This window comes from Mitsuaria sp. PDC51, assembly GCF_900113225.1.
Classification (GTDB): Bacteria; Pseudomonadota; Gammaproteobacteria; order Burkholderiales; family Burkholderiaceae_C; genus Roseateles.
The window spans coordinates 181258-194176 of record NZ_FOZE01000003.1 but is presented as its reverse complement, the minus strand read 5'-3'; the positions used below and the strand labels follow the sequence as shown (position 1 = coordinate 194176).

Genomic DNA, 12919 nt, shown 5'->3' with positions numbered 1-12919 from the left:
GCTCGGTGATCGGCTCTGTCATGGGCTCAGCCTCTCGCGGGGAACAGGCCGCGCGGTTTCCAGAACAGCACCGCCGCCATCAGCAGGTAGATCAGGATCGACGCCAGCGCCGGCCCGAGGTTGGACGCCACCTCCGGCGACGCCACCTGCCGCAGCACCGCGGGCAGCAGCGTGCGCGAGCCGGTGTCCACCAGCCCCACCAGCAGCGCGCCGACCAGCGCGCCGCGGATCGAGCCGATGCCGCCGATCACGATGACGACGAAGGCCAGGATCAGGATGCTCTCGCCCATGCCCACCTGCACCGCCAGCAAGGGGCCCAGCAGCGAGCCCGCCAGCGCGCACAGCGCCGCGCCGATGCCGAAGACCGCGGTGAACAGCCGGTCCGCGGGCACGCCCATCGCGGTGGTCATCGCGCGGTTGGAGGCGCCGGCCCGCACCCACATGCCCCAGCGCGTGCGCGTGACCAGCAGGTACAGCGCCAGCGCCACCACCAGCCCCACGCCGATGATGAGCAGCCGGTAGGCGGGATACATCAGCCCGGGCAGCAGCTCGACCGGACCGGAAAGCGCGGCCGGCGTGTTCAGCATCAGCGGCTGCTCGCCCCAGATCATGCGCACGCCTTCGTTGAGCATCAGGATCAGCGCGAAGGTCGCCAGCACCTGGCTCAGGTGGTCGCGCTGGTAGAGCCGGCGCAGCAGCGTCACCTCCAGCGCCATGCCCAGGAGCGCGGTGCCCGCGATCGCCGCGAGCACGGCGATGCCGAAGGACGCGCCCGCCGCCATCGCCGCCGCGGCCAGGTAGGCGCCGACCATGTACAGCGAGCCGTGCGCCAGGTTGATCAGGTCCATGATGCCGAAGACCAGCGTCAGGCCGGCCGCCAGCAGGAACAGCATCAGCCCGAACTGCAGGCCGTTGAGGGCCTGCTCGGCGACGAGGATGAGGTCCATCGATGCGCGCCCGCGGCCTTCACTTCATCTTGCACAGCGGCGCGTAGGCGTCGGCGTGCTGCTCGAAGATCTTGCCCAGCGTCCGGTTGGTCACGCGGCCCTGCGGGTCCTTGGTGATCACGCGCAGGTAGTAGTCCTGCACCGGGTACTGGTTGTGGTTGAAGCGGAAGGGGCCGCGCACCGAGTCGAACTTCGCCGCCTTCAGCGCCTTGAGCAGCGCGGGCCGGTCCTCGACCTTGCCCTTCACGTCGCGCACCGCCGCGCCGATCAGCTGCGCCGCGTCGTAGCCCTGGCTCGCGTACAGCGAGGGCAACCGGCCGTAGGCCTTGACGAAGTCGGCGACGAAGCGCTTGTTGGCCGGGTTGTCCAGGTCATGCGCCCAGTGCGAGCTGTTGAACATGCCCAGCATCGGCTCGCCGACCGCCTTGATGACGTCCTCGTCCGCGGAGAAGCCCGGCCCGAACAGCGTGATGTCCTTGGACAGCCCCGCGCCGACGAACTGCTTGATGAAGTTGATGCCCATGCCACCGGGCAGGAAGATGTACATCGCATCGGGCTTGGCGGCGCGCGCCTGCGCGAGTTCCGCGGCGTAGTCCAGCTGGCCCAGCTTGGTATAGATCTCGTCGGCCACCGCGCCCTTGTAGTAGCGCTTGAAGCCGGCCACCGCGTCCTTGCCGGCGGGATAGTTGGGCGCCAGCACCACGACCTTCTTGAAGCTCTTGTCCATCACCGTCTTGCCGACGGCCTCGTGCAGGTTGTCGTTCTGCCAGGCAACGTTGAAGAAGTAGCGGTTGCACTGCTCGCCGGCGTACTGCGAGGGCCCGGCGTTGGCGCTGACATAGGGCACCTGCGCCGCGAAGACGCTGGGGCCGACGGCCAGCATCACGTTGGAGAACACGATGCCGGTCATCACGTCGACCTTGTCGCGCTTGAGCAGCCGTTCGGCCGACTGCTTGGCGACCTCGGGGTTCTGCTGGTCGTCGGCGGTCAGGACCTCGACCGGTAGGCCGCCCAGCTTGCCGCCGCCCTGCTGGACCGCGAGCGCGAAGCCATCGCGGATGTCGACGCCCAGACCGGCGCCGGGCCCCGACAGCGTGCTCAGCATGCCGACCTTGAGCTTGTCGGCGGCCTGCGCCGGCGCCGCCAGGGCGAGCACCGCGCCCATGGCAGCGAGCGCGGCGAACGCGCGCTGGACAACGGTGGGCTCGTACTGCGGCGACGGCTTCGTTTCGTTCGCGTTCATCGGACGCTCCAGAAAGGCCCCGTGAGGGACGGGTCGGATGGTCACGCCGGTACGGCTGGGCGCGGTGGGGATCGCTGCGCGCGGCGTCATGCTTCGCGCAGCCGGAAGCGCTGCAGCTTGCCGGTCTCGGTCCGGGGCAGGCTGGCGCGGAACTCTATCGCACGGGGGTACTTGTACGGGGCGATCGTGGCCTTGACGAAGTCCTGCATCGCCTTGACCAGCGCGGCCTCGTCGTCGGCGCCGGCCGTGCCGGGCTTGAGCACGACGAAGGCCTTCACCAGTTGGCCGCGCTCCTCGTCCGGCACGCCGACCACCGCGCATTCGGCGACGGCCGGATGGGCCAGCAGCGCCGACTCCACCTCCGGCCCGGCGATGTTGTAGCCGCCGGAGATGATCATGTCGTCGGTGCGCGCCTGGTAGACGAAGTAGCCGTCGGCGTCGATGAGGTAGGCGTCGCCGGTCAGGTTCCAGCCGTGCCGCACGTACTGGCCCTGCCGGTCGTCGGCAAGGTAGCGGCAGCCGGTCGGTCCCTGCACCGCGAGCTTGCCAACGGTACCCGCCGGCACGTCGCGCCCCGCGTCGTCGACGACGCGGGCGCGATAGCCCGGCACCGGCCGGCCGGTCGCGCCCGGCCGCGCGGTCTCCTCGGTGTGCGAGATGAAGATGTGCAGCAGCTCGGTCGCGCCGATGCCGTCGATCAGCTCGATGCCGGTGGCGTCCTTCCACAGCTGCCGCGTCGCCGCGGGCAGCGCCTCGCCCGCGCTGACGCACTTGCGCAGCGACGCCAGGTCGTGGGACGCCGCCTGCGCCGCCATCGCGCGGTAGGAGGTCGGCGCGGTGAAGCACACCGTCGCGCGATGCTTCGCGATCGCGGGCAGCAGCACGTCGGGCGAGGCCTTCTCCAGCAGCACCGTCGACGCGCCGACGCTGAGCGGGAACAGCACCAGCCCGCCCAGGCCGAAGGTGAAGGCCAGCGGCGGACTGCCGATGAACACGTCATCGGCGTTCGCGCGCAGGCAATGCACCGGCCAGCAGCGGCAGATCGCGATCACGTCGCGATGGAAGTGCATCGTGCCCTTGGGCTGGCCCGTCGTGCCGGAGGTGAACGCGATCAGCGCGCAGTCGTCGGACGCGGTGTCGACGTTGTCGAAGCGCTCGGATTGGCGTTCGGCCAAGGCCTCCAGGCCATCGGCCGCTTCGCTGCGGAACAGACAGACCCGCGCCAGCACCGGGCACTGCGCCCGCGCCGTCTCCAGTTCCCCGGCCAGCGCCTCGTCGCACAGCGCATGCGAGATGCGTGCCTTCTCGATGACCTGGCCCAGTTCCTTGGCGCGCAGCAGCGGCATCGTCGCCACCGCGATCGCGCCGGCCTTCATCACCGCGAACCAGCAGGCGGCCATCTGCGGCGTGTTGGCGCCGCGCAGCAGCACGCGGTTCCCCGGCACCACACCCATCTCGTTCACCAGCACGTTGGCGATGCGATTGGCCTGCGCCTGCAGCTCGGCATAGGTCCAGCGCAGTTCGCCGCCGCGCCCGTCGCCGCCGATCACGCAGCCGCGATCGCCCTGCCCCTGCGCGACCCAGCGATCCAGCAGCTCATGCGCGCAGTTCATTCGCTCCGGGAATCGCAGCGCCGGCAGGTCGAAGACCAGCTCCGGCCACTGGTCCAGCGGCGGAAGGTTGTCACGGGCGAAGGTGTCCTGGTGGGCGCTGCGGTGCATGAGGAAGTCCTTATCCGTTCTTCAACAGGTCTCGTCCGATGATCAGTTGCTGGACCTCGCTGGCGCCCTCGTAGATGCGCAGCGCGCGGATCTCGCGGTACAGCGACTCGACGATCTCGCCGCGCCGCACGCCGCGCCCGCCATGCAGCTGCACCGCCGCGTCGATGACGCGCTGCGCGCCTTCGGTCGCCATCAGCTTGGCCATCGCGGCCTCGCGGGTGATGGTGCGACCCTGGTCGCGCTCCCAGGCCGCGCGGTAGACCAGCAGCGCGCTGCTGTCGACGGTGCAGGCCATGTCGGCCAGCTTGGCCTGCGTCAGCGGCAGGTCGGCCAGCGTCGCGCCGAACATGGCGCGCTCCTTGGACTGCGACAGCCCTTCCTCCAGCGCGCGGCGGGCGAAGCCCAGTGCCGCCGCGGCCACCGAGGTGCGGAACACATCCAGCGTGCGCATCGCCACCTTGAAGCCTTCGCCCGGCGCGCCGACCATCGCGGACTTCGGCACGCGGCAGCGCGTGAACCGCAGCGTCGCCAGCGGGTGCGGCGCGATCACGTCGATGCGCTCGGCGATCTCGAAGCCGGGAAGGCCCGCGTCGACGATGAAGGCGCTGATGCCGCGCGAGCCGGGCGCTTCGCCGGTGCGCGCGAACACCACGTAGAAATCAGCGATGCCGCCGTTCGAGATCCAGGTCTTCTGGCCGTCGAGCACGTAGTGGTCGCCGTCCTCGCGCGCGGCGCACTGCATCGCCGCGACATCGGACCCCGCCTCCGGCTCGGAGAGCGCGAAGGCCGCCAGCGCTTCACCGCGCGCGACGCGCGGCAGGTAGGCCTCGCGCTGCGCTGGCGTGCCCATCAGCGAGATCGCGCCCGAGCCCAGCCCCTGCATCGCGAAGGCGAAGTCCGCCAGCCCGTCGTGGCGCGCCAGCGTCTCGCGCAGCAGGCAGATGGCGCGGGTGTCGATGGCTTCGCCTTCGCCGGCCACCGCATGCGTCAGCCAGCCGCCGGCGCCGAGCGCCTTCACCAGCGCCTTGCAGCTCGCGTCCACGTCCTCGTGATCGACCGCGCCATGGGCGAGGTGCTTCGCGCACCACGCGTCCAGTTCGCTCGCGAGCGCGCGATGCCGATCCTCGAAGAACGGCCAGTCCAGGTGCTTCAGGTGATTCATGCCGTCCTCAATCGCCCTTGAATTCGGGGCGCTGCTTGGCGACGAACGCGTGGTACGCGCGGTGGAAGTCCTGCGTCATCATGCAGATCGCCTGGGCTTGCGCCTCGGCCTCGATGGCCTCGTCGACGCCCATCGTCCATTCCTGATGCAGCATCCGCTTGGTCATCGCATGCGCGAAGTTGGGGCCGGCGGCGATCTCCGCGGCCCAGGCCACCGCTTGGGCTTCCAGCGCGTCCGGCTCCGCCACGCGGTTGAAGAAGCCCCACTGCAGCGCCTCTTCACCGCCGAGGCTGCGGCCGGTGTAGAGCAGGTCCGACGCGCGGCCCTGGCCGACGATGCGCGGCAGCAGCGCGCAGGCGCCCATGTCGCAGCCGGCCAGGCCGACGCGTGTGAACAGGAAGGCCGTCTTGCTGCGCGCGGTGCCGACGCGCAGGTCCGAGGCCATCGCCATGATCGCGCCGGCGCCGGCGCACACGCCATCGATGGCGGCCACGACCGGCTGCGGGCAGGCCCGCATCGCCTTGACCAGGTCGCCGGTCATGCGCGTGAAGGCGAGCAGGTCCGGCATCGACATCGCCGTCAGCGGGCCGATGATCTCGTGCACGTCGCCGCCGGAGCAGAAGTTGCCGCCCGCGCCCTGAACGACGATCGCGTTCACCTCGTCGACATAGGCCAGCGTGCGGAACAGGTCGCGCAGCTCGGCATAGGACTCGAAGGTCAGCGGGTTCTTGCGCTCGGGACGGTTCAGCGTGATCACGCCGACCTCGCCCTCCTGCCGCCACGCGAAGTGGCGGGGCTCGAAGCCCTTCAGGCTGCGCCGGTTGCCGCTGATGAGGTGTTGATCCATCGATTCGTGCTCCTTGATTCGTTCACTGGCGCCGATGCGCCGCATCGGCCACCGGCCTGTCCATCGCTCCGCGCCGCGTGGCGCCATGGCCTGCATCCGCCGCTCATCGGCGCGCGGCGTCCAGCTGCGCGAGGTGGCCCTTCAGCCCCGCGAGCAGCGCGTACACCTGGGTCTTCTCCTCCGGCGACCAGCCGGCCAGCAGCTCGACGATCCAGCCCTCGTGCGTCGCCGCCATGCGCTTGAACTGGCGCCGCCCGGCCGGCGTCAGCCGCACGGTGACGCTGCGCCGGTCCGACGGATGCGGCTCGCGCACGACCAGCCCCTCGGCCTCGAGCTGGTCGGTGATGCCGGTGACGTTGCCACCGGTGACCATCAGGCGCTGCGACAGCTCGCGCATCGTCAGACCGTCGGGGCTGCGCTCCAGCTGCGCCAGCAGGTCGAAGCGCGGCAGCGTCGTGCCGAAGTCGTTGCGCAGGCGCTGGCGGATCTGGTCCTCGATGCGCGTCGTGCAGGCCAGCAGGCGCAGCCACAGGCGCAGCGCCTGATGGTCGCCATCGTGCAGGCGCGACTCCAGGTCGGGCACGAGCTCGGGGCCCAGGTCCTCGTCGCTGTCGCGCATCACATCACCTCCCCGCCGGCGACCGCGATGGCCTGGCCGGTGATGGATCCGCTGTCGCGCCGCGCCAGCCAGGCGACCGAGGCGGCGACCTCCGCCGGGTCCACCAGCCGCCCCTGCGGATTGACCGCCGCCAGCTCGGCCCGGGCTTGCTCCGGCGTGCGGCCGGTCTTGGCGACGATGGTGTCGATCGCGCCGGCCACGATGTCGGTCTCGGTGTAGCCGGGGCAGACCGCGTTGACGGTCACGCCCTTGCGCGCCGTCTCCAGCGCCAGCGCGCGCGTCAGACCGAGCACGCCATGCTTGGCCGCGCAGTAGGCCGCGACATAGGCGTAGCCCTTCAGCGCGGCGGTGCTGGCGACATTGACGATGCGGCCGAAGCGGCGCTCGGTCATCGCCGGCAGCACCTCGCGGCTGCACAGGAAGCTGCCAGTGAGGTTGACGTCGAGCAGTCGCCGCCAGGTCTCCAGCGAGGTCTTCGCGAACGGCGCGGTCTCGACCTGGCCGGCGTTGTTGACCAGCAGGTCGACCGGCCCGGCGGCCTTCACCGTCGCGGCGAAGGCCTGGCGCACGCTGGCCTCGTCGGCGACGTCGCAGACCTGCAGCTCGACCGACGGACCGCCGTCGACGCTCAGCCGGTCACGCTGCGCCTGCAGTCGGTCCAGCCGGCGCCCCATCAGCGTCACGCGCGCGCCGTCGGCGATCAGCGCCTGCGCGATCGCGGCGCCGATGCCGGAGCCGCCGCCGGTGACGACCGCATGCAGTCCTTCGAGGGGATACGGGTTGCTCATGCCGCCTGCCTGTCCATCGTTGCTCGAATGCCCATCGCCACGCGTGCGCCGCGTCCGGCCGCTCAGACGCCGAGCGCCCGGTTGGCCTGCTCCTGCGCCGCGGCGCCGCCGCCCATCGCGCGCTGGCGTTCGAAGTCGCGTTCCATCTGGCTCTTGCCGGACAGGTACTGCACCGGCCAGTCCAGGCCCGGGCCGGACAGGTAGCCGATGCGCGCGGCCTCGGTCAAGGTCCAGGCCGGATTGGCCAGGTGCGGCCGCGCGACGGCGCACAGGTCGGCGCGCCCGGCCGCGATGATGCTGTTGACGTGGTCCGCCTCGGAGATCGCGCCCACGGCGATCGTCGCGATGCCGGCGCGGTTGCGCACGCTCTCGCTGAACGGCGTCTGCCACATGCGGCCGTAGACCGGCTTCTCGCGCTTGCTGACCTGGCCGGACGAGACATCGATCAGGTCGGCGCCCGCGGCCTTGAAGGCCTCCGCGATCGCGACCGCGTCCTCGGGCGTGGTGCCGCCGGGCACCCAGTCGTGCGCGGAGATGCGCACCGACATCGGCCGATCCGCCGGCCAGACTGCGCGCATCGCGGTGAAGACCTCGAGCGGATAACGCAGCCGGTGCTCCAGCGTGCCGCCGTAGTCGTCGGTCCGCTGATTGGTCAGCGGCGACAGGAAGCTCGACAGCAGGTAGCCGTGCGCGCAGTGCAGCTCCAGCCAGTCGAAGCCGGCCTCGGCGGCACGGCGGGTTGCGGCGACGAAGTCGGCCTTGACGCGGTCCATGTCCTCGCGCGTCATCGCGCGCGACCACTGGCTCACGCCCTCCAGGTACTGCTGCGGCGAGGCCGATATCAGCGGCCAGTTGCCCTCGTCCAGCGGCTGGTCGATGCCGTCCCAGGCCACGCGGGTCGAGCCCTTCGCGCCGGCATGGCCGAGCTGCATCGCGATCTTGGCGGTGGAGCTCGCATGCACATGGTCGACGATGCGCCGCCAGCCATCGCGCTGCGCGTCGTTCCACAGGCCCGGGCATCCGGGCGTGATGCGGGCGTCGGGCGAGACGCAGGTCATCTCCGCGAAGACCAGGCCCGCGCCGCCCATGGCGCGGGCGCCCAGGTGCGCGAGGTGGTAGTCCGCCGGCTGGCCGTCGACGCAGGAGTACTGCGCCATCGGCGAGACGACGACCCGGTTCTTCAGCGTCGTGCCGCGCAGCGTGAACGGCGTGAACATCGGCGGCGCGGCGCGGTCCAGGCCCGAACGGCGTGCCAGCCAGGCCTCGTATTCGCCAACATAACGCGCATCGCGCAGCCGCAGGTTCTCGTGCGAAATCCGCTGCGAACGCGTCAGCAGCGAGTATGCGAACTGCTCCGGCGCCAGGCGCGCGTGGCGGTCGACGTTCTCGAACCATTCGGTCGAATTGCGCGCCGCGTTCTGGATGCGCAGCACCTCGATCGAGCGCGTGGCTTCGTATTCGTCGAGCGCCGAGGACAGGCTCTCCACGCCGCCACCGTGGCGTTCGATGTCGCGGGCCAGCGCGATCGCATCCTCCAGCGCGAGCTTGGTGCCCGAGCCGATCGAGAAATGCGCCGTGTGCGCCGCGTCGCCCATCAGCACCACCGGCGCGCGACCGTTGTGATGCACCCAGCGCTTGCAGACCACGCGCGGGAAGCGAATCCACTGCGCCGATCCGCGCAGGTGCGCCGCGTTGGAGATCAGCGGATGGCCGTCCAGCACCTTGGCGAAGAGCCGCTCGCAGAAGGCGATGCCGTCTTCCTTGCTCATGTCCTCCAGGCCGGCGGCCTTCCACACCGGCTCGGGCGTCTCGACGATGAAGGTCGAGTGCGTCTCGTCGAAGCGGTAGGCGTGCGCCTGGAACCAGCCCCATTCGGTCTTCTGGAAGTCGAAGGTGAAGGCGTCGAAGAGCTTGGTGGTGCCGAGCCAGACGAAGCGGCACTGCCGCAGGTCGATGTCGGGCTGGTAGGTCGCGGCGTACTTCTGGCGCAGGCGGCTGTTGAGGCCGTCGGCCGCGATGATCAGGTCGGCATCGATGTCCGCGTCGTCGACGACCTCGGTCTCGTAGCGGATCGCGACGCCCAGTTGCTCGCAGCGATCGCGCAGGATGTCCAGCAGCTTGCGGCGGCCGATGCCGCAGAAGCCATGCCCGCCCGAGACCATGGTGCGGCCGTCGATGTGGACCGCGATGTCGTCCCAATGGTTGAAGGACTGCAGGATCTGCTCGGCGGTCTGGGGATCGGCCTCGCGCAGCGCAGCCAGCGTCTGGTCGGAGAACACCACGCCCCAGCCGAAGGTGTCGCCGGCGCGGTTGCGCTCCAGCACCGTGACCTCATGGGCGGGATCCTGCCGCTTCATCAGCAAGGCGAAGTACAAGCCGGCGGGGCCGCCGCCGATGCAGGTGATGCGCATGTTTCCGAGGCCCGCTCGCGCCGGCCGATGACTGCTTGACGGGAGCACTTTAGGCATTGATAGTTGAGGTGTCAACGATCTGGATAACCCTGAGCCCATCGGCGTCGTGAGGCCGGGCGGCTTGCGGAAACGATGCCGCCTTGTTGGAATTAACCGACACCACGGCCTCCGACCCGGCGCTAAGGTGCGCGCCGTCGTGCCCAAGGCCGGCAGGAGCAACAGATGAAGTCAACACGCCCGTCCCTGTGGGACATCTCGCCGGTGGTGGCGCCCGACGCGCCGATCTTTCCCGGCGACGAGCCCTACGCGCTGAAGTGGACCGCCCGGCTGTCGCCGGAGTGCCCGGTGAACCTGAGCGCGATCACGATGTCCCCGCATGTCGGCGCGCATGCCGACGCCCCGCTGCATTACGCCGACGGCGTCGCGAGCGCCGCGGAAGTCGCACTCGATCCCTACCTCGGCCCCTGCCGCGTGATCCATGCGATCGGCTGCGGCCCGCTGATCCGCGTCGAGCACCTCGAGCACGCCGCGCACGACCTGCCGCCGCGCGTGCTGGTGCGCTGCAACGAGCGCGCCGACACGGTCTGGAATCCCGAGTTCAGCGCCTATGCGCCGGAGACCGTCGAGTGGCTCGCGGCGCGCGGCGTGAAGCTGATCGGCCTGGACACGCCCTCGGTCGATCCCGCCACCAGCAAGACGCTGGACAGCCACCAGCGCCTGCTGCGCCTGGACCTGCGCGTGCTCGAGAACCTGGTGCTCGACGACGTGCCCGAGGGCGACTATGAATTGATCGCGCTGCCGCTGAAGCTGGCCGGCGCCTGCGCGTCGCCCGTGCGCGCGGTGCTGCGCCCGCTCTGAGCGGGCCGCCGATCCTCGCGCCGCCGCCATCCCCTTCCCTTCCACCTTCCCCTTGCATTGGTCTGGAACCCCCATGACGACAAGACAAGACTGCCTGGCCCTGGACGCCGCCGATCCGCTGGCGACGCTGAAGGACCAGTTCTCGCTGCCTGCGGGCACGCTCTACCTCGACGGCAATTCGCTCGGCGCGATGCCCAAGGCGACCGCGGCCCGCGTGCAGCAGGTCATCGCGGACGAGTGGGGCCGCGACCTGATCAAGAGCTGGAACACCGCCGGCTGGATGGACCTGCCCGGCCGCATCGGCGACAAGATCGGCCGGCTGATCGGCGCCGCGCCGGGCGAGACCATCGTCGCGGACTCGACCTCGCTCAACCTCTACAAGGTGCTGAGCGCGGCGCTGCGCATCGTCCAGGCCGATGACGCGGCCGGTCGCCGCACGGTGATCGTGTCGGAGCGCAGCAACTTCCCGACCGACCTCTACATCGCCGAGAGCCTCGCGCAGCAGCACGGCATGACGCTGCACCTGGTCGATCACGTCGACGAGATCCCCGCGCTGCTGAACGACCGGCTCGCGGTGCTGATGCTGACCGAGGTCAACTACCGCACCGGCCGCAAGCACGACATGAAGGCCGTCACCGCCGCGGCGCACGCCGCCGGCGCGCTGACCGTCTGGGACCTGGCGCACTCCGCCGGCGCGATCCCGGTCGACCTGAATGGCGCCGACGCCGACTTCGCCATCGGCTGCGGCTACAAGTACCTCAACGGCGGCCCCGGCGCGCCGGCCTTCGTCTGGGCGCATCCGCGCCACGCGGACCGCTTCTGGCAACCGCTGTCGGGTTGGCTGGGCCATGCGTCGCCGTTCCAGTTCACCTCGAACTACGCGCCCGCCGCCGGCATCAAGCGCTACATCTGCGGCACGCCGGCGATCCTGTCGACGGCGGCGCTCGAGTGCGGCGTGGACACGCTGCTGGCGGCCGAGCCCTTCGGCGGCATGGGCGCGCTGCGCGAAAAGTCGATCGCGCTGACCGAGCTCTTCGCCCGCCTGGCCGAGGAGCGCTGCGGCGCCCAGGGCGTCCACGTCGTCTCGCCGCGCGAGGCCGCGCAGCGCGGCAGCCAGGTCTGCCTGGCGCTGAAGGCGCCGCTGCACGAGGCCGGTTACGCCGTCGTGCAGGCGCTGATCGAGCGCGGCGTGATCGGCGACTTCCGCGCCGGCGATCCCGCGCGGCTGGACCAGGTGCCGCACATCCTGCGCTTCGGCTTCACGCCGCTGTACATCGGCTTCGCCGACGTGTGGGACGCGGTCGAGCATCTGCATCAGGTGCTGGCCAGTGGCGAATGGCGCGAGGCCCGCTTCAACACCAAGGCGGCGGTGACATGAGCTGCCCGATGGGACACGGCACCGGCGCCGTCACGGGAACCGGCGCGGGCGACACCCCGGCGCCGGGCGGCGAGGCGATCGTGCGCGAGGAAGGCGCGCAGCTCGACTTCTCCAAGGACATGAGCTACGGCGACTACCTGCACCTGGACAAGGTGCTGAGCGCGCAGCATCCGCTCTCGCCCGACCACAACGAGATGCTCTTCATCGTCCAGCACCAGACCTCGGAGCTGTGGATGAAGCTGATGCTGCACGAGCTGCAGGGCGCCGTCGCCCACGTCGCGGCCGACCAGCTGCCCGAGGCCTTCAAGATGCTCGCGCGGGTGTCGCGCATCATGGAGCAGCTGGTGCACGCGTGGGACGTGCTCGGCACGATGACGCCGCCGGAGTATTCGGCCATCCGGCCCTACCTCTCCAACAGCAGCGGCTTCCAGAGCGCGCAGTACCGGCGCATCGAGTTCATGCTCGGCAACAAGAACGCCGCGATGCTCAAGCCGCATGCGCATCGCGCCGACCTGCTGGCCCAGGTGCAGGCCGCCTATGAGGCGCCGTCGCTGTACGACGAGGTGCTGCGCCTGATGCAGCGCCGCGGCATCGCGGTGCCGGCTGCGCGCCTGGACCGCGACTGGACCCAGCCCTATGCCGCCGACGACGGCGTGAAGGCCGCCTGGCTGGAGGTCTACCGCGACCCCAAGGCGCACTGGGACCTGTACCAGATGGGCGAGGAACTGGTCGACCTCGAGGACGCCTTCCGGCTCTGGCGCTTCCGCCACGTCACGACGGTGGAGCGCGTCATCGGCTTCAAGCGCGGCACCGGCGGCACCGGCGGCGTCAGCTACCTGCGCAAGATGCTGGACGTGGTGTTGTTCCCCGAGCTCTGGGCGCTGCGCACGGAACTCTGAGCGCACCGCCGCCGCACCGGCGGAAGGAAGTCATGGGGGCCCCGCT

Annotated in this window: 11 protein-coding genes; 3 read left to right on the top strand and 8 right to left on the bottom strand. The window is 70.5% G+C overall.

The features are described 5' to 3' along the window. Positions 1-26 precede the first annotated feature (26 nt). The 8 genes from BM393_RS21395 to BM393_RS21360 all read right to left on the bottom strand — a co-directional run bounded on the left by BM393_RS21395 (position 27) and on the right by BM393_RS21360 (position 9738). Complete coding sequence (locus BM393_RS21395) at positions 27-947, bottom strand: branched-chain amino acid ABC transporter permease (protein ID WP_091732543.1); 921 nt, start codon at positions 945-947, stop codon at positions 27-29. A gap of 19 nt (positions 948-966) precedes the next feature. After that, positions 967-2112: an ABC transporter substrate-binding protein gene (locus BM393_RS21390; protein ID WP_217648515.1), complete on the bottom strand. Its 1146-nt coding sequence runs from the start codon at positions 2110-2112 to the stop codon at positions 967-969. Positions 2113-2276: 164 nt separating this feature from the next. Further along, the gene (locus BM393_RS21385) at positions 2277-3911 is read right to left on the bottom strand and encodes a benzoate-CoA ligase family protein (protein ID WP_091732535.1); all 1635 of its coding nucleotides are present in this window, start codon (positions 3909-3911) and stop codon (positions 2277-2279) included. Between the two features lie 10 nt (positions 3912-3921). Further along, on the bottom strand, positions 3922-5073 hold the full coding sequence (locus BM393_RS21380; RefSeq protein WP_091732532.1) for an acyl-CoA dehydrogenase family protein: 1152 nt from the start codon (positions 5071-5073) through the stop codon (positions 3922-3924). Positions 5074-5080: 7 nt separating this feature from the next. Further along, positions 5081-5920 (bottom strand): enoyl-CoA hydratase family protein, encoded by an 840-nt coding sequence (locus tag BM393_RS21375; protein ID WP_091733802.1) that lies wholly within the window; start codon positions 5918-5920, stop codon positions 5081-5083. A 103-nt stretch (positions 5921-6023) separates the two neighbouring features. After that, positions 6024-6539 carry a MarR family winged helix-turn-helix transcriptional regulator gene (locus BM393_RS21370; RefSeq protein WP_091732528.1) on the bottom strand — a complete coding sequence of 172 codons (516 nt, stop codon included), beginning with the start codon at positions 6537-6539 and terminating at the stop codon, positions 6024-6026. Continuing rightward, complete coding sequence (locus BM393_RS21365) at positions 6539-7327, bottom strand: SDR family NAD(P)-dependent oxidoreductase (protein ID WP_091732525.1); 789 nt, start codon at positions 7325-7327, stop codon at positions 6539-6541. Before BM393_RS21365 ends, BM393_RS21370 begins: the two co-directional genes overlap by 1 nt. Before the next feature lie 62 nt (positions 7328-7389). Continuing rightward, a complete protein-coding gene (locus tag BM393_RS21360) occupies positions 7390-9738 on the bottom strand; it encodes a bifunctional salicylyl-CoA 5-hydroxylase/oxidoreductase (protein ID WP_091732522.1) in 2349 nt (782 codons plus the stop codon). A 222-nt stretch (positions 9739-9960) separates the two neighbouring features. Between BM393_RS21360 and kynB the strand changes: the two genes are divergently transcribed. From kynB to kynA, 3 genes are all read left to right on the top strand, one after another. Then, the gene (gene kynB, locus BM393_RS21355) at positions 9961-10596 is read left to right on the top strand and encodes an arylformamidase (RefSeq protein WP_091732517.1); all 636 of its coding nucleotides are present in this window, start codon (positions 9961-9963) and stop codon (positions 10594-10596) included. 73 nt (positions 10597-10669) lie between these two features. Beyond that, positions 10670-11974, top strand: coding sequence for a kynureninase (kynU, locus tag BM393_RS21350; protein WP_091732513.1), 1305 nt, complete (start codon positions 10670-10672; stop codon positions 11972-11974). Then, positions 11971-12873 (top strand): tryptophan 2,3-dioxygenase, encoded by a 903-nt coding sequence (kynA, locus tag BM393_RS21345; protein WP_175538457.1) that lies wholly within the window; start codon positions 11971-11973, stop codon positions 12871-12873. Before kynU ends, kynA begins: the two co-directional genes overlap by 4 nt. Positions 12874-12919: the final 46 nt, after the last annotated feature.

Bases quoted from the DNA above. Each gene is read 5' to 3' on its own strand.
- BM393_RS21395 (WP_091732543.1), bottom strand. From the start codon at position 947: ATGGACCTCATCCTCGTCGCCGAGCAGGCCCTCAACGGCCTGCAGTTC.
- BM393_RS21390 (WP_217648515.1), bottom strand. From the start codon at position 2,112: ATGGGCGCGGTGCTCGCCCTGGCGGCGCCGGCGCAGGCCGCCGACAAG.
- BM393_RS21385 (WP_091732535.1), bottom strand. From the start codon at position 3,911: ATGCACCGCAGCGCCCACCAGGACACCTTCGCCCGTGACAACCTTCCG.
- BM393_RS21380 (WP_091732532.1), bottom strand. From the start codon at position 5,073: ATGAATCACCTGAAGCACCTGGACTGGCCGTTCTTCGAGGATCGGCAT.
- BM393_RS21375 (WP_091733802.1), bottom strand. From the start codon at position 5,920: ATGGATCAACACCTCATCAGCGGCAACCGGCGCAGCCTGAAGGGCTTC.
- BM393_RS21370 (WP_091732528.1), bottom strand. From the start codon at position 6,539: ATGCGCGACAGCGACGAGGACCTGGGCCCCGAGCTCGTGCCCGACCTG.
- BM393_RS21365 (WP_091732525.1), bottom strand. From the start codon at position 7,327: ATGAGCAACCCGTATCCCCTCGAAGGACTGCATGCGGTCGTCACCGGC.
- BM393_RS21360 (WP_091732522.1), bottom strand. From the start codon at position 9,738: ATGCGCATCACCTGCATCGGCGGCGGCCCCGCCGGCTTGTACTTCGCC.
- kynB (WP_091732517.1), top strand. From the start codon at position 9,961: ATGAAGTCAACACGCCCGTCCCTGTGGGACATCTCGCCGGTGGTGGCG.
- kynU (WP_091732513.1), top strand. From the start codon at position 10,670: ATGACGACAAGACAAGACTGCCTGGCCCTGGACGCCGCCGATCCGCTG.
- kynA (WP_175538457.1), top strand. From the start codon at position 11,971: ATGAGCTGCCCGATGGGACACGGCACCGGCGCCGTCACGGGAACCGGC.